Origin of the sequence: Amycolatopsis sp. lyj-90 (assembly GCF_046549035.1) — a bacterium.
In the GTDB taxonomy this organism is placed as follows: Bacteria; Actinomycetota; Actinomycetes; order Mycobacteriales; family Pseudonocardiaceae; genus Amycolatopsis.
On record NZ_JAJPWP010000007.1, the window covers coordinates 567,104 to 585,984 of the forward strand.

The following is an 18,881-nucleotide window of genomic DNA, read 5'->3' on the forward strand; positions in this document are numbered from 1 at the left end:
CCCTCGCCAGCCGCCGTTACGGTACCGAGATTTACGGTGACTTTACGTGCTCAGGCCGTGGCGCTCCCGCACCAATCCGACAATTCCGTCCATGATGTCGGTGAGTTCGTAGTCCTTCGGCGTGAACACCCTCGCGATCCCGCGTTCCAGCAGGAGTTTCTCGTCGTCGGGCGGGATGATGCCGCCGACGATGACCGGGATGTCGCCCGCGCCCGCGGCCCGCAATCCGTCCACGACCTGCGGCACGACCTCGAGATGCGAACCCGAGAGCACCGAAAGCCCGACCACGTGCACGCCCTCCTGGACCGCCGCCGCGACGATCTGTTCCGGGGTGAGCCGGATGCCCTGGTACACCACCTCGAAACCGACGTCGCGCGCCCGCACGGCCACCTGCTCGGCGCCGTTGGAGTGCCCATCGAGCCCGGGTTTGCCGACCAGGATCCGCAGCCTCTCGCCGATCTCGGTGCTCGTCGTCTTGACCCTGTCGCGCACGCGGCGGATCTCCGCGTTGCCTTCGCCCGCGGCCGCCGACGCGGAAACCCCGGTGGGAGCACGGTATTCGCCGAACACCTCGCGCAGCGCCCCCGACCATTCGCCGGTGGTGACGCCGGCGCGGGCGCAGTCGATCGTGGCCTCGAACAGGTTCTCCGAGGTCTTCGCGATGGCTTTCAGCTTCTCCAGCGAAGACTCGGCGGCCGCGTTGTCGCGGTGCGCCCGCCATTCCTCGATCGCGGAGACGGCCTGCTTCTCGACGGCCGGGTCGATCGTCTCGATCGCCTTGGCACCTTCGGCTTGCAGCGGTGAGGGCTCGGTGGTCTCGAACTTGTTGACACCGACCAGGATCCGCTCGCCGTCTTCCATGCCACGCCGCAACTCGGCGAGCGACGCGACGAGCTGGGACTTCATGTAGCCGCTCTCGACGGCCGCGACAGCGCCGCCGACATCCTGCACCCGCGCGATCTCCTCGCGTGCGCCGGCCATGATCTCGTCGACCTTGGCCTGGATGACGTGCGAGCCGTCGAAGATGTCCTCGTACTCCAGCAGGTCGGTCTCGAACGCGAGCACCTGCTGCATCCGCAGCGCCCACTGCTGATCCCACGGCCGGGGCAGGCCGAGCGCCTCGTTCCACGCGGGCAGCTGGATCGCGCGGGCTCTGGCGCCGCGGGAAAGCGAGACCGCGAGCATCTCCAGCACGATGCGCTGGACGTTGTTCTCCGGCTGCGCCTCGGTAAGGCCCAACGAGTTGACCTGCACGCCGTAGCGCAGCCGCCGCGCCTTGGGATCCGTTACGCCGTAACGATCCCGGGTGATCTCGTCCCAGAGCGCGGTGAACGCGCGCATCTTCGACATCTCTTCGACGAACCGCACCCCGGCGTTGACGAAGAATGAGATCCGCGCGACCACCTTGGCCATGTCGGCCTGCTCGACCTGTCCGGAATCCCGGACGGCGTCGAGGACGGCGATGGCGGTGCACAACGCGTACGCGACCTCTTGCGTCGGCGTCGCGCCCGCTTCCTGCAGGTGGTAACTGCAGATGTTGATCGGATTCCACTTCGGGACGTGGTGCACGGTCCACGCGATCATGTCGGTGATCAGGCGGAGGCTCGGGCCCGGCGGGAAGATGTAGGTGCCGCGGGAGAGGTATTCCTTGATGATGTCGTTCTGCGTGGTGCCGGTGAGCTTGGCGAGCACCTCGTCGACGTCGCGTCCCTCGGCTTCGGCCTGCTCGCGCGCCACGGAGACGTAGAGCGCCAGCAGCCACATGGCGGGCGCGTTGATCGTCATCGACGTGTTGGCCTCGGCGAGCGGGATGCCGTCGAAGAGCCGCCGCATGTCACCGAGATGCGAAACCGGGACGCCGACCTTGCCGACCTCGCCCTTGGACAGCTGGTGATCCGGGTCGTAGCCGGTCTGCGTCGGCAGATCGAACGCGACGGAGAGACCGGTCTGGCCCTTGGCGAGGTTGCGGCGGTACAGCTCGTTGGACGCGGCCGCGGACGAGTGGCCCGCGTAGGTCCGCATCACCCAGGGACGGTCCCGCTCACGATCCGTGGGATAGGGCACGGTGCACCTCCGGCACTGGACGACCGCTTGAGTGTACCGGCCGGTAACATCCGCCGCGCAGTTGAATCGGACACAGTCGGGTCATTCTCCGACGGCCGACTGCCGGCGCTGTCGTGCCTCGTCAACGGCTTTCGCGAGCTTTTCCCGCACTTTCGCCACCTCGCTGACACCCACAAGGATGACCGGCGGCTTGCGGTCCTTCCCGGAACCCGCCCCGAAGTTCGCCGACGCCCACGCCAGCACACCGAGCCTGCCGAAGGTGATCGTCCCGGTCTTGCCGGGGCCCGGGGTGACGACGGGATCCGCCAGTCCGGCCAGCTCCGCGGACTCCTCCTTACGGCGGAACAGGGAACTGGTCGCGATGACCCGGCCGTCCGTCACGGCGTAGGTGGTCGAGGCGAGCCTGAGATAGCGGATCAACGGCCTGCCGACGAGATGGAACACGCCCGCGACGGTGAGCACGATCCACGCGACCGTGTGGAAGGCCGTTTCGTGGTTGTAGAAGAAGAACAAAGTGACGGCGCCCAGCCAGAGCAGGCCGAAGGGGACGTTGAAGTAGTCGCCGGGGTTGAAGAGGGGCCTGCGCACCGGAGTCCCGGCCCAGATGACCCGTTCGCCCGGAAGGAGGTCGATCTGCCCCTCATGCATGGCACCGCACACTACCCGTCCGCGAGGCGGGCGGCAGTGTCCGTTCGTCGGTTGCCTTCGGGCCGAACGGACCTAGCGGCCGCGTTGCCGGGCCGTGGCGATCAGGTCGAAGACGCGGCCCGCGTCCTCGATGCCGGCCAGCTCCGGAAGCGCCGACTCGGCATCGCGGTTTCTCGCACCTCCCAGGAAACCGGGAGACAGGCCGTCGCCGAAGGTGATGGTGCCGGTTCCTCTCGCGTGCTCCGCGAGTCTCGGGGTCCCAGGTCGCTCAAGTACCGCGACAGGACATCGGCTCCCTTGTGCCGGACAACGACGCGTCGATCGGTCACCACGAACGACCTCGTCCGCGCCCGGAGGTATCGCTTGATCCCCTTGCCGATCCAGAGCAGAAGGATCATCGCAGGCACCACGTAGACGATCCTCGACACGGGATTCCGCGGCGCCGGGTAGAGCAGGAAGCCGAGGAACAGCAACCCCGGAACCACGGCCAGATCGCTCGTCGCGACGAGCGGGACGCGCCGCGGCGCACCTTCCCAGAGCAGGCTTTCACCGGGCAACAGCCCCGTATCCCCCAGATACATGAGCGGACGATAAGCCCACTTCATCCCGCTGAACAGGACTTTGCCGGAATTGTGACTGTGACCGAAATCCGCGAGACGCGCCCGTGCCCGGCGTCTAGCGTGGGCAAGCGTGACCTGGAGTTCTTACAGCAGCTATCTGCTCATCGTCGTCTTGATCGTCCTCGCACCGGGGCCGGACACGATGGTGATGCTCAAGAACTCGCTGTCCGGTGGCAACCGTGGCGGATTACTGGCGACGGCCGGGATCTTCGTGGCCAACTCCGTCCAGGGCACCGCCGCCGCGCTCGGCCTCGGCGTCGTCATCGCGCAGTCACAGCCGGTGTTCGTGACGCTCAAGTGGGTCGGCGCCGCCTACCTGGTCTTCCTCGGTTTCCAGGCGCTGCGCGGCGCGTGGCGGGGTGACTACTCCGGCCTCGCGTCGGTGAAGCAGCAACGGTCGAGCGGGTTCCGCCGCTTCCGTGAAGGCTTCCTCTCCAACATCACCAACCCGAAGGTCCTCGTGCTGTACCTGTCGGTGCTGCCGCAGTTCCTCGACCCGGTGAAGACCTCCGCGTGGGACGCGCTGCTGCTCGCCTACACCGTGGCCGTGCTGGGCGCGATCTGGCTGTTGATCCTGCTGTTCTTCGTGCACCGCGTGCGGACCTGGCTGGAGCGGCGCAAGGTCCGCCGCGCGCTCGACGGCGTCACCGGAACCGCGCTGGTCGGTTTCGGCGCGGCTTTGGCGTTCGAGTCATGACCTGGGGTGTCTACGGCGGTTTCGCGCTGATGATGCTGGCGCTGGCCCTCGTCCCCGGCCCGGACAACATGGTGGTGCTGAAGAACGCGCTCTCCGGCGGGATCCGCGGTGGCGGCTGGGCCTGCTTCGGCATCGGTGTCGCGAACCTCGCGCAGGCGACGGCGGCCGCGCTCGGGCTCGGCGCCGTCATCATGAACTCGCGTCCGGTGTTCGAGGCCGTGAAGTGGGCCGGTGCGGCTTACCTCTGCTACCTCGGGATCCGGGCGCTGATCGGCGCCTTCCGCGGCGACTACGGGCGGCTCGCCGAAACCGCGGCCGCCCGGCGAGGCGGATTCCGGCGCTGGCGCGAAGGCTTCCTCTCCAACGTCACCAATCCGAAGGTCCTCGTGCTGTACCTGTCGGTGCTGCCGCAATTCCTGACCCCGGGCGTCACCGGCACCGGTGACGCCCTGCTGCTGGCCTACACGATCGCGGCGGCCGGGACCATCGCCCAGCTTCTGCTGCTGTTCTTCGTGCACCGCGTGCGGGCCTGGATGGAACGACGCAAGGTCCGTCGCGTGCTCGACGGCGTCACCGGAACCGCTCTGGTCGGTTTCGGCGCCGCGCTCGTGTTGGAAGGCTAGGCCCGCTCGGGTGGTCGTCACAGCCCACCCTTACTTGAAGTACATGAAGGCCCCCTTCCTTGCGCTAGACGCAAGGAAGGGGGCCTTCATGTACTGCGGCACGGGATGACGGCGGTCGCAGACTCCGTGAAGGCCTCCTCCGCTACCTTCAGAGCAGGCAAGGAGGCCTTCACGGACCCGGATTGCTGCTAGGCCCGCTCGGGCTCGCCCGAGACCCGCTCGATGCGGGCACCGAGCCGGTTCAGGTTCTCGACGAAATGCGGGTAGCCGCGGTCGATGTGGAAGACGTCCCAGACCTCGGTGACGCCGTCCGCGCACAGCCCGGCCAGCACCAGCCCGGCGCCCGCGCGGATGTCCGCCGCCCACACCGGCGCGCTGGAGAGCGTCTCCACGCCGCGGACGACGGCGTGGTGCCCGTCGGTGCGCGCGTCGCCGGAGAGCCGCATCATCTCTTCGATGAACCGGAAGCGGGCCTCGTAGATGTTCTCAGTGATCATCGAGGTGCCTTCGGACACCGCCGACAGCGCCACCGCGAACGGCTGCAGGTCGGTCGCGAAGCCGGGGTACGGCAGCGTCACCCAGTCGACCGCCTTCGGGCGCTCGTTCTGGACGATCCGGAAACCCTCGCCGTCGAACGTCTCGACCTCGGCGCCGGCCAGGCGGAGCTTGTCGAGGACCAGGTCGAGGTAGTGCGGGTTGACGCCGCGGACGGTCAGGTCGCCCCGGGTCATCGCGGCGGCGAACGCCCAGGTCGCGCCGACGATCCGGTCGCCGATCACGCGGTGCTCGGTGGGGTTGAGCTTCTCGACGCCCTCGACGGTGAGGGTCGAGGTGCCCGCGCCTTCGACCTTCGCGCCCATCTCGATGAGCATCGTGCAGATGTCGACGATCTCGGGCTCGCGCGCGGCGTTGTCGATGACCGTGGTGCCCTCGGCCAGCACGGCGGCCATCAGGATGTTCTCGGTGGCGCCGACGCTCGGGAAGTCCAGCCAGATCTGCGCGCCGCGCAGGCCGTCGGCCTTCGCCACGACGCAGCCGTGCTCGATGGTGCTGGTGGCGCCCAGCTTGCGCAGGCCGTTCTGGTGCATGTCCAGCGGCCGGGAGCCGATGGCGTCACCGCCCGGCAGCGCCACGACGGCCTGCTTGAGCCGTCCGACCAGCGGGCCCAGCACACAGACCGACGCGCGCAGCTTGCCCATCGCGGCCGAATCGGCCCGGTGGGACAGTTCGGCGGGAGTGGTGATCTTGGCGGTGTCGCCGTCGATGACGACGTCGCAGCCGACACTGCGCAGGACGTCGCCCATCAGCGGGACGTCCAGGATCTGGGGGCAGTTCGTGATGGTCGTCGTGCCCTCGGCCAACAGGGCCGCGGCCATCAGTTTCAGGACGCTGTTCTTCGCTCCGACCACGTCGACCTCGCCGACCAGCCGTGCTCCGCCGTGCACGTCGAAGTGCTCGCTCATGGGCGCCAATCATGCCCTCTCGCCCGGATTTGCCTTACGCCGGGCCGGTAGAGTCGGCTTCATGGTCGTTCGCATCAACCGCGTTTACACGAAGGTCGGCGACAACGGCACCACGGCACTCGGCGACGGCTCCCGCGTGCCGAAGACGTCGCCGCGGCTGGCCGCGTACGCCGACGTCGACGAAGCCAACTCCGTCATCGGGCTCGCGCTCGCGATGGGCGGTCTCTCCGGGGAAATCACCGATGTCCTGCGTGGGATCCAGAACGATCTCTTCGACGTCGGCGCGGATCTGTGCGCGCCGATCGTGGAGAACCCGCCGTACGAGCCGCTGCGCATCACCGAGCGGTACATCGAACGGCTGGAAGGCTGGTGCGACGAGTTCAACGAGCGCGTGCCGAAGCTGACGTCGTTCATCCTGCCGGGTGGTACCCCGGGGGCTGCGTTCCTGCACCAGGCGCGCACCGTCGCGCGGCGGGCCGAGCGCTCGGGCTGGGCGCTGTTCGAGGCCGAACAGGACACCACCAATCAGCTGGCGATCAAGTACCTGAACCGGCTTTCGGATCTGCTGTTCATCCTGTCGCGACTGGCCAATCCGGACGGCGACATCCTGTGGCAGCCCGGCGGCGCGAGCTGAAGGACGCTTTCCCCACGTCAGACACTGTGAAGGACGCTTTCCCCACGTCTGACGCGGGGAAAGCGTCCTTCAGCTTCGGTCAGCCCTGTTCCCGTGTCGCCCAATAGCGCTCGAGGTCGACGTCGGGCGTGCCGTCCTTGCCCGGGTCGATCGCCTTCATCGTGATCGTGTCCTCCAGGGACACGGACTCGGGAAGGTGGCTCCAGCGGTTCGTGTCCTCGCTCTGAGTCATACGCCGAGAATAGACGGGGATCACGTTCACAGCCCGGTAGAAATGCCGGTCGGTGAAGATCTCATGTTCGCTTCGCTTCCCCAGTCCCACCGCAACTAGAGGACTAATTGCGGCGGAAAGCTCACAGCCCCCAGGAGGCGCGAAGCGAAGCGAGAGCGTCGTGGAACCCGGGAAAGGTCTTCTTCACGCACCCCGGATCGTCCAGCGTGATCCCCGGCGTCCGCAGCCCGGTGACACTGAACGCCATCGCGATCCGGTGGTCCCGCCGGCACCGCACGAGCGCCCCCGAAGGCGTGGCAGGCCGGATCTCGATCCAGTCCCGCCCGGTCTCCACCGGGACGCCCATCGCGCGCAGGTTCTCCTCGCACGCCGCCAGCCGGTCGCATTCCTTGATCCGCGTGTTGTAGACGTCCTCGATCCGCACCGGCCCGTCCGCGAACGGCGCGATGGCCGCGAGCGTCGGCACGGTGTCGGAGATGTCGCGCATGTTCACCGTGACGCCGCGCAGCCCGCCCGTTCCGGTCACGGTGACGGCGTCCGGGCCGACCTCGACGTCCGCGCCCATCTGCCGCAGGACCTCGACGAAGGCCAGATCCCCTTGCAGAGCGCCGTCGCCAAGGCCCGGCACGGTCACCGACCGCCCGGTCAAGGCCGCCGCCGCGAAGAAGTAGCTCGACGTCGAAGCGTCGGGTTCGATCTCATAGCGGCACGCCTGATACGGCGTGGGCGGCACGACGAACGTGTCGCCGTCCCGGACGACCTCGACACCGAAGCGCCGCATCATCGCGATGGTGATCTCGACGTAGGGCACCGAGACGAGGTCGGTCACGGTGATCCGCAGTCCCTCGGTGGTCAGCGGCCCGACCAGCAGCAACGCGGTCAGGAACTGCGAAGACAGCCCCGCGTCCAGTGTCAGGTCCCCGCCCTTGATCCCGGCGGCCCGCACCACCAGCGGGTGATGCCCCGGCTCGCCTTCGAAGGTGAGGTCGACGCCCAGTTCCAGCAGCGCGTCGGTGAGCGGCCCCAGCGGCCGGGCGCGCATCTGCTCGGAGGCGTCGAAGCGGAAGGTCCCGTGGCCGGCTGCGGCCAGGGCGGGGAGGAAGCGCGCGGTGGTGGCACCGTCGCGGCAGAAGACGTCCGCGCTGTCGACGGCGGGACCCTCTGGCCTGCCCTCGATGGTCCACTCACCGGAAGTGCGGGATACCTGATAGCCGAGCTTGAGGAGGCCCTCGGCGAAGCCCTCGGAGTCATCCGAACTCAGTGGCCTGCTCAGCACGGTCTCACCGTGGGCGGCGGCCGCGAGGAACAGGCCTCGGGCGGTGATCGACTTCGAACCGGGGATGTCGACGATGGTCACGCCGCGAGCATACGGCGTTTCCGGAACCGATTCAGGAAGCGCGCGGGAGGCGCCTGCCCGGAGGAGCGGACTCCAGCCAGGAGAGGAAGCCGGTGAGGGCACCGGGGCCCATCGCGATCTCGATCGCCTCCTGCGTGGCCGACTCACAGCGCAGGACGATCGAACCTTCGGGGACGGCGTACGCCTCCGTGCCGGAGGGATCGCGCCGGTCCGCGATCTCCATACTCGCCCGTTGGAACACCCGGTCCGGGCCGGTCCGCAGGCTCCACACCCGGAACCAGACGAACTCGTCACCCTCGTAGCGGCCCAGCCCGAGATGCCAGCTGGACCGCGCCTCGTCCGGACGCCACCGCAGCGCGACGCTCACGCCACCACCGCGGCGCATCCGGACCCATCGCAACGAATACCAGGCCGCGAAAACGGCCAGGATGGTCAGGGCCCCGAGAACACCCACGGCGATTTCCACGGCCCGGCCCCTGCCCGATTCCCGGTCAGACCGACTGACCGGCCGCGCGGAGCTGGGCGGTTGCCCTAGCCCGCTCTTGCTCGTCTTCGCCGCTCAACGCCTTCTTGGCCGCGTCGACGTCGATCTCGTGCGAAAGTTCCGCGCTCTCGGCGAGGATGCTCACGCCGGTCGCGGTGACCGACAGGAAGCCGCCGTGCACCGCGGCGGTCACGGTCTCGCCGTCCGTGGTCGTCACCTTCACGACGCCGCCCTCGACGAGCTGGCCGAGAACCGGCTCGTGACCGGCCATGATGCCGATCTCGCCCTCGGTGGTCTGGGCCACCACGAACGTGGCGGTACCGGACCAGAGACGGCGCTCGACGGCTACCAGCTCGACAGAAATCTCAGCCACGTAGCTTCCCTTCACCTCAGGTGCTGCCACCGAGTGTAATAGTCAAGGTTCCATCTATGCGAACGGCGGGACCAGCGTCCACAGTAGACACTGATCCCGCCGCTCATCGGAACATCACTTCTTGGTGATTTCCTTGTACTTCTTCTCGAGGTCTTCGAGGCCACCGATACCCAGGAACGCCTGCTCCGGGTAGTGGTCGAAGTCGCCCTTGGTGATGCGGTCGAAGGACTCGATGGTCTCCGACAGCGGCACGGTCGAGCCCGGGATCTGCGTGAACGCCTCGGCGACCAGCATGTTCTGCGACAGGAACCGCTCGATGCGGCGCGCGCGCTGAACGGTCAGCTTGTCTTCTTCCGACAGCTCGTCCATACCGAGGATCGCGATGATGTCCTGCAGTTCCTTGTACTTCTGCAGGATCCGGATGACCTCGGAGGCCACGCGGTAGTGGTCCTCACCGACGATGGCCGGGTCGAGAATGGTCGACGTCGACGCCAGCGGGTCCACCGCCGGGAAGATGCCCTTCTGGAACACGCCACGCGAAAGCTCCGTGGTGGCGTCCAGGTGGGCGAACGTCGTGGCCGGGGCCGGGTCGGTGTAGTCGTCCGCGGGGACGTAGATCGCCTGCATCGAGGTGATCGAACGACCACGGGTCGAGGTGATCCGCTCCTGGAGCTGACCCATCTCGTCGGCCAGCGTCGGCTGGTAACCCACGGCCGAAGGCATGCGGCCCAGCAGGGTCGACACCTCGGAACCGGCCTGGGTGAACCGGAAGATGTTGTCGATGAAGAGCAGCACGTCCTGGTTCTGCACATCGCGGAAGTACTCCGCCATGGTCAGCGCGGACAGCGCGACCCGCATACGGGTGCCCGGCGGCTCGTCCATCTGACCGAAGACGAGGGCGGTGTCGTTGATGACGCCGTCCTCGGACATCTCCAGGAAGAGGTCGTTGCCCTCACGGGTGCGCTCGCCGACACCGGCGAACACCGAGGTACCACCGAAGTTCCGGGCGACACGGGTGATCATCTCCTTGATGAGCACCGTCTTGCCGACGCCGGCACCGCCGAACAGGCCGATCTTGCCACCCTCGACGTACGGGGTCAGCAGGTCGACGACCTTGAGGCCGGTCTCCAGCATCTTCGTCTTGCCTTCGAGCTGGTCGAAGGAAGGCGGGTTGCGGTGGATGCCCCAGCGCTCGAGGTCCTCGCCGTAGCCGGGCTCGTCGAGGCACTCGCCGAGCGCGTTGTAGACGTGGCCCTTGACCTTGTCGCCCACCGGGACGGTGATGGGGCCACCGGTGTTGGTGACCTCGGCGCCACGCACCAGGCCGTCCTGCGGCTGGAGCGAGATGGTGCGGACGAGGTTGTCACCGAGGTGGCTGGCGACCTCGAGGGTCACCGTCTTGCGCAGCTGCTCGAACTCGATTTCGACCTTGAGCGCGTTGAACTGGTCGGGAACGGCACCGCGCGGGAACTCGACGTCGACGACCGGGCCGGTCACCGAGACGATGCGCCCCTTGGCACGCGGGGTTTCAGTACTGGTCATCAGTCATCACTTCCTGCTGCGGTCAGCGCGTTCGCGCCACCGACGATTTCGGAGATCTCCTGGGTGATCTGCGCCTGGCGGGCCTGGTTCGCCTCCCGCGTCAGCGTGTTCACCAGATCGTTCGCGTTGTCCGACGCCGCCTTCATCGCGGTACGGCGAGCGGCGAGTTCGGACGCGGCCGACTCGAGCATCGCCGCGAAGATCCGCGTGTTGATGTACTTCGGCAGCAAAGCGGAGAGCAGCTTCTCGGCGCTGGGCTCGAACTCGTAGCTCGGGAGCAGGCTGTCGGGCTTCTCTTCGTCACCCTCGGTGTACTCGACCTCGAGCGGCGCGACGCGCTTGGCGGTCGGACGCTGGGTGAGCATCGAGACGAACTCGGTGTAGACGACGTGGATCTCGTCGACACCCAGGATGCCGTCGGCGTTGCCCGCCTCGTCGTCGGCGCCGTTCAGGAACGACTCGACGATGAGCTCACCGGCTGTCGAGGCGTTGACGTAACCGGGCTGGTCGGAGAACCCCGTCCAGCCTTCGGTCACCTCGCGGCCGCGGAACCGGTAGTAGCTCAGGCCCTTGTTGCCGGTCACGTACAGCACCGGCTCCTTGCCCTGCTGGCGCAGCAGCGTCAGGAGCTCCTCGGTCGCCTTCAGCACGTTGGAGTTGTACCCACCGCACTGGCCCTTGTCGCTGGTGATCACGAGGACCGCCGCGCGCTTCGCGTTGGGGCGCTCGACCAGAAGCGGGTGGTCGAGGTTGGACGAAGCGCTGGCCAGCGCGGAGAGCACGTTCGTGATCTCGTCCGCGTAGGGGCGCGACGCCGCGACCTTCGCCCGCGCCTTGGTGATGCGCGCGGTGGCGATGAGCTCCATCGCCTTGGTGATCTTGCCGATGGACTTGGTCGCCTTGATGCGCGACCGGAGTTCTCGGAGTTGTGCGGCCATGAGCTACCAGCTCACTTCTTCGGTGCGGGCTTGTTGACCTTGACGGTCTCCTGCCCGACCTTCTCGGCGTCCATGGCGTCGGAGACCTCGACCAGGCTCTTGCCCTCGGCGGTGGTGAACTCCTTCTTGAACTCGTTCACCGCGTCGACCAGCCCGGAAGCGGTCTCCTTGGAGAACTTGCCCGACTCGCGGATGTCCTTGAGGAGCTCTCCGTGCTTGCGGCGCGCGGAGTCGATGAACTCGTCGCGGAAGCGGCGCACGTCCTCGGTCGGAACCGTGTCGAAGTGACCGTTCGTGCCGAGGTACACCGTGACGACCTGCTCCTCGACCGGGATCGGGGAGTACTGCGGCTGCTTGAGCACCTCGTACAGGCGGGCACCACGCTCGAGCTGCGCCTTCGACGCGTCGTCGAGGTCCGAGGCGAAGGCCGCGAAGGCCTCCAGCTCGCGGTACTGCGACAGGTCGATCCGGAGCGAACCCGAAACGTCCTTCATCGCCTTGACCTGCGCGGCACCACCCACGCGGGAAACCGAGATACCCACGTCGATGGCCGGGCGCTGACCGGCGTTGAAGAGGTCCGACTGGAAGAAGCACTGACCGTCGGTGATCGAAATGACGTTGGTCGGGATGTAGGCCGACACGTCGTTCGCCTTGGTCTCGATGATCGGGAGACCGGTCAGCGAGCCCGCGCCCAGCTCGTCCGAGAGCTTGGCGCAACGCTCGAGGAGACGGGAGTGCAAGTAGAAGACGTCGCCGGGGAAGGCTTCACGGCCCGGCGGGCGACGCAGCAGCAGCGAGATCGCGCGGTACGCGTCGGCCTGCTTGGTCAGGTCGTCGAACACGATGAGGACGTGCTTGCCCTCGTACATCCAGTGCTGGCCGATGGCCGAACCGGTGTACGGCGCGATCCACTTGAAGCCGGCGGAGTCCGACGCGGGGGCCGCGACGATGGTGGTGTACTCCATCGCGCCGGCGTCCTCGAGGGACTTCTTCACGGCCGCGATCGTGGAGCCCTTCTGGCCGACGGCGACGTAGATGCAGCGAACCTGCTTCTTCGGGTCGCCGGTCTCCCAGTTGGCCTTCTGGTTGATGATCGTGTCCACCGCGACGGCCGTCTTACCGGTCTTGCGGTCACCGATGATCAGCTGACGCTGGCCACGGCCGATCGGGGTCATCGCGTCGATCGCGGTGATACCGGTCTGCAGCGGCTCGGCCACCGGCTGGCGCTCGACCACCGAAGCGGCCTTGACCTCCAGCGGGCGACGCTCGGTGGTCTCGATCTCGCCGAGCCCGTCGATCGGGGCGCCCAGCGGGTTCACCACGCGGCCGAGGTAGCCCTCGCCGACCGGGACCGAGAGGACCTGGCCGGTGCGCTTGACCTGCTGGCCTTCGACGACGGTCTCGAAGTCACCGAGGATCGCGGCACCGATGGAGCGCGCGTCCAGGTTGAGCGCGACGCCGAGGACCCCGCCGGGGAACTCGAGCAGCTCGTTGGCCATCGCCGAGGGAAGACCCTCGATGTGGGCGATACCGTCACCGGCGTCGACGACGACGCCGACCTCTTCCCGGCTCACGTCCGGGGCGTAACTCGAGACGTAGTTCTCGATCGCGCTACGGATCTCATCCGAGGAGATCGTCAGCTCCGCCATTTCAATCCCGCTCTCGCTTCGTTCGTGCCAGTGTGCAAAGTCGTTGTTGATGGGTCAGCTAGCCAGCCGGCGACGCAGGGCGTCGATGTGCCCCGCGGTGCTGCCGTCGATGACCTCGTCACCGACGCGGACGACGAGTCCGCCGCCCAGTGACGGGTCGACCTCGACGTGCAGCGCGAGCTGCCGCCCGTAAAGGGCGTTGAGCTTCTCGCTCAGCCGAGCCTGCTGCTCGTCGGACAGCGCGCTCGCGCTGGTCACCTGGGCGACCGAGCGTTCACGGCGTTCCGCGGCCAGCTGGACCAGCCGCTCGAGGGCGTTGGCGACCCCGCGGCCCTTGGCGCGCAGGACGACCTGCTCGACGAGGGTCTCGGTGACCACGTCCACCTTGTCGGCGAACAGGTTGCGGACGAGGGTCCGCTTCGCCTCCGCAGGGGCTGTCAGGTCCGACAGCGCCCGCTCGAGCTCCGGGGCGCCCGCAACGATACGGGTGACCCGGAACAGCTGGTCTTCGACAGCGTCGATGTTCCCGGACTTCTCCGCACTGGTGAGCAGCGCCGAGCGGCCGAGGGCCTCGAGCCCGTCGGTCAGTTCGCGCGGGCTCGACCAGCGGCTGCCCGCCACGGAGTCGAGCACCTGCAGGGCCGGTTCGGAAACCTTGCCCGCGAGGATCCCGCGGGCGAGGCCGATCCGGGCTTCGGGCGAAGCCGAACCGTCGGCGACGGCCCGGCGAAGGCCGATCTCCCGGTCCAGCAGGGTGACGACCGAAAGCAACTCGTCGCCGACCGTCGCCGGGTCAGTACCCGCGGCGGCCAGAACCTCGCCGAGACGATTCTCGGCGAGGTCGAGCGCTTCACGGCTCGCAGCATGCAGCGTCATTCTGGTCTACTTCCCCGCTCCGTTGGAGGCACCCGCGGTCTCCAGCTCGGCAAGGAACCGGTCCACGGTGCCGTGACGGCGCGCGTCGTCCGCGAGCGACTCGCCGACGATGCGGCTGGCCAGCTCGATGGAGTTACGGCCGAGTTCGGCGCGCAGCTCGGCGATGATCTGCGCCTTCTGGGCCTGCAGCTGAGCCTGGCCCTGGGCGACGATGCGCTGGGACTCGGACTCCGCCTCGGCCCGCAGTTCCGCCTTGATCTGCTCGGCTTCGAGCCGGGCGTCGTCGCGGATCTTCGCGGCCTCGGAACGGGCTTCCGCCAGCTGCGCCTTGTACTGCGCAAGGTTTTCTTCGGCTTCGGCCTGCGCCTTCTCGGCCCGCTCGATGCCACCCTCGATCAGCTTGGTGCGCTCCTCGTATGCCGTCTCGAAACGAGGGACGACGTACTTCTTCAGAACGAACAGCAGCAGAAGGAAGGCGATGAAACCGAGGATGAGCTCGGGAACGTGCGGCACGATCGGGTTGGGCACCTCTTCGGCGGCCAACACCAATTCGGTCTTCAGCACAACGTCTCCTTAAGCGATGAGCGGAACTCAGCCCTAGGCGGAGGCGAGGAAGTAGATGACGATACCGATCAGCGCCAGCACCTCGGTCAGAACGAAGGTCGAGAAGGCGATGCTCTGCAGCTTGCCCTGGGCCTCCGGCTGACGGGCGGTGCCGTTGATGACGGCGGCGAAGATGAGACCCACACCGATACCGGGGCCGATCGCGCCGAGGCCGTAACCGATGGCGGCGAGACCCTTGTTGATGCTGACGGCCTCGGCAGCCTGCTGCGCAAGAACGATGTTGCTCACGTGCGTTTCCCTTCAAACTCGGTCCGCGCGACTCACGCGGATCGGGGGCTTTTGGTGTTTCTCAGTGCTCCGACGCCAGTGCGGCGCCGATGTACCCTGCGGACAGCAGTGCGAAAATAAATGCCTGCAGGACCTGGATGAATGCCTCCAGGAAGGTCATCGCGATGGCGAACAGGAACGCCACCGGAGACGCGATTTTCACGAGGCCTTCGCCTTCGGTCAGCAGGAAGCTCCCACCGAGCGTGAAGACCATGATGATCAGGTGCCCGGCGAACATCGCCGCGAAGACTCGGATCGCCAGCGTGGCCGGCGCGATGAAGAACTTCTGCGCGAACTCGATGGTGGAGTACAGCGGCAGAACGAACCCGGGAATACCCGCCGGGGCCAGTTCCTTCTTCAGATAGCCCTTGAAACCGTGGCGCTTGAACCCGACGTAGTGATACACCGGGTAAACGACAAGGAACGCGAGTGCGACCGGGAAGCCGATTCGCGCCATCGTGGGGAACTGGAAGAACGGGATGATCCCGAAGAGGTTGTTCACCAGCACGAAGCTGAAGAGACCGAGCACAAGCGGGATGAACGGCTTGAAGTCGGCAGAGCCGATCTGCTCCCGCGCGATGTTGTTGCGGCCGAAGTTGTAAATCGATTCGGCGATGAACTGTCCCTTGCCGGGGACGACCTTCAACCGGCGCGACGACACCATGAAGTAGGTGATGAGGATGATCAGGGAGATGACCACCAGCAGCATCGGCTTGGTGAAGCTCAACCAATAGCCGGAACCGAACAACGGCGGCAGGTTGAAGTCTTTGACGCCAGGCGGCGCGAACTCCGCACCCTCGGCTAGTACCAGCGCGCCCACTGGGCTCCTTCCGGTTCTCCCGGCCGGCGTTCACTCCGCCGGGGGAATCGTCACGATCTGGACTTAACGTACCCGACACGTATCGGGCCGTCGGAGGCGGCCACCCCACGATGTGCTGAACACGGCTTCACGTTCCGCACACGAGGATTCTCGATGCAGTGCTCCCGGGAGACAGACGCCTACCAGCGGGTAATGAGGGACGATTCAACACCGTCGCCACACTGCTGTTCGGGGTTCGTCATCGGGAGCCGGCAGCCGAGGCCGCCGCCCATACGCGGACCATATCAGCAGGTTCCGACGGGCCGTACAGGCGTACTACATTGCCCCTGAACGGCCGAGGACCTAGGTCCCGTCCCAGGTCAGGACCTGAGTCCCGAAATCAGTGGGAGGCGGGGATGATCGTCGGGATCTTGGTCTTGCGGAACGCCGCGAACTCCACCGCGGCGGCCACGAGGATCGCGACGATCATGGTGACGCCCAGCGCCATCGGGTGGATCGAGTCCACTCCGCGAAGCACGCTCAGCGCCGCGAAAAGAAGGATGAGCTTGAGCACGTAGCCACCGAGAGCGATCACCATCACGAACATCGGGTCCATGCCCGCGCTGAAGCGCATGAGGCCCAGCGTCGCGACGGCGGACACGAGGGCGAGCACGCCGCCGATGGCCGAGCCGAGCAGGCCCGGCTGTCCTTTGAGGATGGTGAACACCACGATGCAGATCAGCACCGCCGGCGGAACCAGCTTCAGGGAAGCCTTCATCATCGCGTTGGCCGCCTGCAGAACCACCTTGGCGTGGGGGTTCTCCTCCGCCTCGACGGTCTTCTCGGTCTCGCTCACAGAAAACTCCCTGGTCGTCTCAGCCGTCCAGTGTAGGCCCGCGCCGATCCCGTCTTTCAGGCGGTTCGGTTCCGCGACCGCAGCCGCGGGATGACCGACACCAGAGTCGCGAGCAGGAAACCGAATCCGACAATCCAGAAAACCGCGGCATCGTCGAACAACGTCACCGAGACGGCGCCGAACGCGAGCAGGCCCGCCCACAGGTAGATGAGCAGTACCGCGCGGCGCTGCGAGTGGCCGATCTCCAGCAGGCGGTGGTGCAGGTGCATCTTGTCCGCGGCGAACGGGCTCTCGCCGCGGCGGGTGCGGCGGATGACCGCCATGATCAGGTCGAGCAGCGGCACGAACAGCACCGCGGCGACCACGACGAGCGGCGAGAGCAGCGCGAGCGCGTCCTTGCCGCTGAACTGCGGGTAGGGAACGCGGCCCGACGCGGACGTCGTCGCGCCCGCCAGCATGAGGCCGATCATCATCGACCCCGAGTCGCCCATGAAGATCTTCGCGGGCTGGAAGTTGTACGGCAGGAAGCCGAGACAGGCCCCGGCGAGCGTGGCGGCGATGAGGGCCGGCGGATACGCGCCGACGTCACCGCCCGAGGAGTCGAGCAGGCCGAGGGAGAACGAGCACGTCGCCGCGGCGGCGATGAAACCGAGGCCGCCGGCGAGCCCGTCGAGGCCGTCGACGAAGTTCATCGCGTTGACCATGACGACCACCAGCACGACGGTCAGCAGCGCGCCCTGGTTCTTGTCCAGCACGAGCACCTGGCCGAAGGAGCCGTCGCCGCCTCCCCACGGCACCCAGAACGACACCCACTGCACGCCGAAGATCACCAGGATCCCGGCGCACATGACCTGGCCGGCCAGCTTCGTCCAGGCGTCCAGCTCGAACCGGTCGTCGAGCGCGCCGATCAGGGAGATCACGCCCGCGGCGAGCAGGACGCCCAGCGAGTCGAAGGAGAAGTCGAAGCCCCGGCTCAGCGCGGGCAGCTGGTGCGCGAGCCCCATCGCGGCGGCCACGCCGAGGAAGATGCCGATGCCGCCCATGCGGGGGATCGGCGTGACGTGGACGTCGCGGGCCCGTGGGTTGGCGATCGCGCCGATCCGGATCGCCACCCGGCGAACCACGCCGGTGAGCAGGAAGGTAACGGCCGCCGCGGTGAGGGCGACGAGGATGTACTCCCGGATCGGGAGGCCTTGCGTAGGAGGCATGGTGCTTACGCCGCCGAGGTCCAAGTCACTCGAACACGCTACCGCGCCAGGGGGATACGGCGGCGGACGGTCCTAGCCCCGGGGACTAGGCGAGCGACTCCGCGGGCACTCCCAGTACTTCCGCGATCGCGGCGCGGCTGACCGCGCCCTCCCGCAGGATGACCGGGTCGTCGCCGGTGAGGTCGACCATCGAGGACGGCACGGGTTCCCCGGTGGATCCGCCGTCGAGGTACACCGCGACGCTGTCGCCGAGCTGGTCGACGGCTTCCTGCGCGGTGGAGGCGGGCGGCTGACCGGAGACGTTGGCGCTGGAGACCGCCATCGGGCCGACGTCACGGAGCAGTTCCAGCGCGACCGGGTGCAGCGGCATGCGCAGCATCACCGTTCCGCGTGACTGGCCCAGGTCCCACTGCAGGCTCGGCGCGTGCGGCAGGACGATGGAGAGGTCGCCGGGCCAGAAGGCCTCGATGAGCGCGCGGGCCTGCGGCGGCGTGCCCAGCACGAGTCCGTCCACAGTGGACCAGGAGCCGACCAGGACGCCGACCGGCATGTCCGGGCCGCGGTTCTTGGCCCGCAGGAGGGACTGGACGGCGCCGCTGTCGAAGGCGTCCGCGCCGATGCCGTAGACCGTGTCGGTCGGGAGGACCACCAGGCGGCTGGAACGCACCGCGCTCGCCGCCGCGGCGAGCCCGTCGGCCCGGGATTCACGCTTGCTGCAGTCGTACACCGCGCTCATGTCGGGTGAGCGTAGTCCTGCCCTCTCGTGAGTGGTGAGGACGGTTCTAACCGTCCTCACCACACACGAGGCCGGGAAGGTGCGCCCCAGGAATTCCAGCGTCAGCGCCCAGGCCGCCGCGGCAGGCTCCGGCTGGTGGAACATCGGCGCGACATGGTTGTGGAACGCGTGCCCGGCGCCCTCGTGGATGT

General features: G+C 67.5%; 21 protein-coding genes and 1 pseudogene. 3 read left to right on the forward strand and 19 right to left on the reverse strand.

Features of this window, described 5'->3' with window-relative positions:
- Positions 1–42: 42 nt before the first annotated feature.
- The 3 genes from ACLJPX_RS29005 to ACLJPX_RS29015 all read right to left on the reverse strand — a co-directional run bounded on the left by ACLJPX_RS29005 (position 43) and on the right by ACLJPX_RS29015 (position 3,293).
- Positions 43–2,064 carry a protein meaA gene (locus ACLJPX_RS29005; protein WP_410603449.1) on the reverse strand — a complete coding sequence of 674 codons (2,022 nt, stop codon included), beginning with the start codon at positions 2,062–2,064 and terminating at the stop codon, positions 43–45.
- An 81-nt stretch (positions 2,065–2,145) separates the two neighbouring features.
- Positions 2,146–2,712, reverse strand: coding sequence for a hypothetical protein (locus tag ACLJPX_RS29010; protein WP_410603451.1), 567 nt, complete (start codon positions 2,710–2,712; stop codon positions 2,146–2,148).
- A 101-nt stretch (positions 2,713–2,813) separates the two neighbouring features.
- Positions 2,814–3,293 carry a hypothetical protein gene (locus tag ACLJPX_RS29015; RefSeq protein ID WP_410603453.1) on the reverse strand — a complete coding sequence of 160 codons (480 nt, stop codon included), beginning with the start codon at positions 3,291–3,293 and terminating at the stop codon, positions 2,814–2,816.
- Between the two features lie 109 nt (positions 3,294–3,402).
- On the opposite strand from ACLJPX_RS29015, the gene ACLJPX_RS29020 reads away from it, so the two are divergent.
- Positions 3,403–4,029, forward strand: coding sequence for a LysE family translocator (locus ACLJPX_RS29020; RefSeq protein ID WP_410603455.1), 627 nt, complete (start codon positions 3,403–3,405; stop codon positions 4,027–4,029).
- Positions 4,026–4,652 (forward strand): LysE family translocator, encoded by a 627-nt coding sequence (locus ACLJPX_RS29025; RefSeq protein ID WP_410603457.1) that lies wholly within the window; start codon positions 4,026–4,028, stop codon positions 4,650–4,652. Before ACLJPX_RS29020 ends, ACLJPX_RS29025 begins: the two co-directional genes overlap by 4 nt.
- Before the next feature lie 188 nt (positions 4,653–4,840).
- Here the strand turns inward: ACLJPX_RS29025 and murA are convergent, their stop codons facing one another.
- A complete protein-coding gene (gene murA / locus ACLJPX_RS29030) occupies positions 4,841–6,115 on the reverse strand; it encodes a UDP-N-acetylglucosamine 1-carboxyvinyltransferase (protein ID WP_410603459.1) in 1,275 nt (424 codons plus the stop codon).
- 61 nt (positions 6,116–6,176) lie between these two features.
- Here murA and ACLJPX_RS29035 point away from each other — a divergent pair, with 61 nt between their 5' ends.
- Entirely contained in the window at positions 6,177–6,749 is a 573-nt protein-coding gene (locus ACLJPX_RS29035) for a cob(I)yrinic acid a,c-diamide adenosyltransferase (RefSeq protein WP_410603461.1), read from the forward strand.
- A 79-nt stretch (positions 6,750–6,828) separates the two neighbouring features.
- Here ACLJPX_RS29035 and ACLJPX_RS29040 read toward each other — a convergent pair whose 3' ends face one another.
- The 15 genes and pseudogenes from ACLJPX_RS29040 to ACLJPX_RS29110 all read right to left on the reverse strand — a co-directional run.
- Complete coding sequence (locus ACLJPX_RS29040) at positions 6,829–6,981, reverse strand: hypothetical protein (protein ID WP_233222982.1); 153 nt, start codon at positions 6,979–6,981, stop codon at positions 6,829–6,831.
- 121 nt (positions 6,982–7,102) lie between these two features.
- Positions 7,103–8,338 carry a 3-phosphoshikimate 1-carboxyvinyltransferase gene (gene aroA, locus ACLJPX_RS29045; RefSeq protein WP_410603463.1) on the reverse strand — a complete coding sequence of 412 codons (1,236 nt, stop codon included), beginning with the start codon at positions 8,336–8,338 and terminating at the stop codon, positions 7,103–7,105.
- Between the two features lie 31 nt (positions 8,339–8,369).
- Complete coding sequence (locus tag ACLJPX_RS29050) at positions 8,370–8,804, reverse strand: DUF2550 domain-containing protein (protein WP_101610243.1); 435 nt, start codon at positions 8,802–8,804, stop codon at positions 8,370–8,372.
- 25 nt (positions 8,805–8,829) lie between these two features.
- On the reverse strand, positions 8,830–9,195 hold the full coding sequence (locus ACLJPX_RS29055; protein WP_007028324.1) for a F0F1 ATP synthase subunit epsilon: 366 nt from the start codon (positions 9,193–9,195) through the stop codon (positions 8,830–8,832).
- A 114-nt stretch (positions 9,196–9,309) separates the two neighbouring features.
- Entirely contained in the window at positions 9,310–10,737 is a 1,428-nt protein-coding gene (gene atpD, locus ACLJPX_RS29060; protein WP_378243541.1) for a F0F1 ATP synthase subunit beta, read from the reverse strand.
- Positions 10,737–11,675 (reverse strand): F0F1 ATP synthase subunit gamma, encoded by a 939-nt coding sequence (locus ACLJPX_RS29065; RefSeq protein ID WP_101610245.1) that lies wholly within the window; start codon positions 11,673–11,675, stop codon positions 10,737–10,739. The genes atpD and ACLJPX_RS29065 overlap by 1 nt, the downstream gene beginning before the upstream one ends.
- Positions 11,676–11,686: 11 nt before the next feature.
- Entirely contained in the window at positions 11,687–13,324 is a 1,638-nt protein-coding gene (gene atpA / locus ACLJPX_RS29070) for a F0F1 ATP synthase subunit alpha (protein WP_410603466.1), read from the reverse strand.
- A gap of 54 nt (positions 13,325–13,378) precedes the next feature.
- Positions 13,379–14,200, reverse strand: a complete 822-nt coding sequence (locus ACLJPX_RS29075; protein WP_410603468.1) for a F0F1 ATP synthase subunit delta — start codon at positions 14,198–14,200, stop codon at positions 13,379–13,381.
- A 6-nt stretch (positions 14,201–14,206) separates the two neighbouring features.
- Positions 14,207–14,764: a F0F1 ATP synthase subunit B gene (locus ACLJPX_RS29080; RefSeq protein WP_184894924.1), complete on the reverse strand. Its 558-nt coding sequence runs from the start codon at positions 14,762–14,764 to the stop codon at positions 14,207–14,209.
- A 33-nt stretch (positions 14,765–14,797) separates the two neighbouring features.
- Entirely contained in the window at positions 14,798–15,052 is a 255-nt protein-coding gene (locus tag ACLJPX_RS29085) for an ATP synthase C chain (protein ID WP_005150354.1), read from the reverse strand.
- 61 nt (positions 15,053–15,113) lie between these two features.
- The gene (gene atpB, locus ACLJPX_RS29090) at positions 15,114–15,911 is read right to left on the reverse strand and encodes a F0F1 ATP synthase subunit A (protein ID WP_184894925.1); all 798 of its coding nucleotides are present in this window, start codon (positions 15,909–15,911) and stop codon (positions 15,114–15,116) included.
- A gap of 379 nt (positions 15,912–16,290) precedes the next feature.
- Positions 16,291–16,746: a hypothetical protein gene (locus ACLJPX_RS29095; RefSeq protein WP_076162406.1), complete on the reverse strand. Its 456-nt coding sequence runs from the start codon at positions 16,744–16,746 to the stop codon at positions 16,291–16,293.
- A 56-nt stretch (positions 16,747–16,802) separates the two neighbouring features.
- Positions 16,803–17,954, reverse strand: a complete 1,152-nt coding sequence (locus tag ACLJPX_RS29100) for a glycosyltransferase family 4 protein (protein WP_020631178.1) — start codon at positions 17,952–17,954, stop codon at positions 16,803–16,805.
- 85 nt (positions 17,955–18,039) lie between these two features.
- A complete protein-coding gene (locus ACLJPX_RS29105) occupies positions 18,040–18,690 on the reverse strand; it encodes an L-threonylcarbamoyladenylate synthase (protein ID WP_101610252.1) in 651 nt (216 codons plus the stop codon).
- A 69-nt stretch (positions 18,691–18,759) separates the two neighbouring features.
- Positions 18,760–18,881 (reverse strand): annotated as a pseudogene (locus tag ACLJPX_RS29110) (dienelactone hydrolase family protein); the annotation flags it as partial.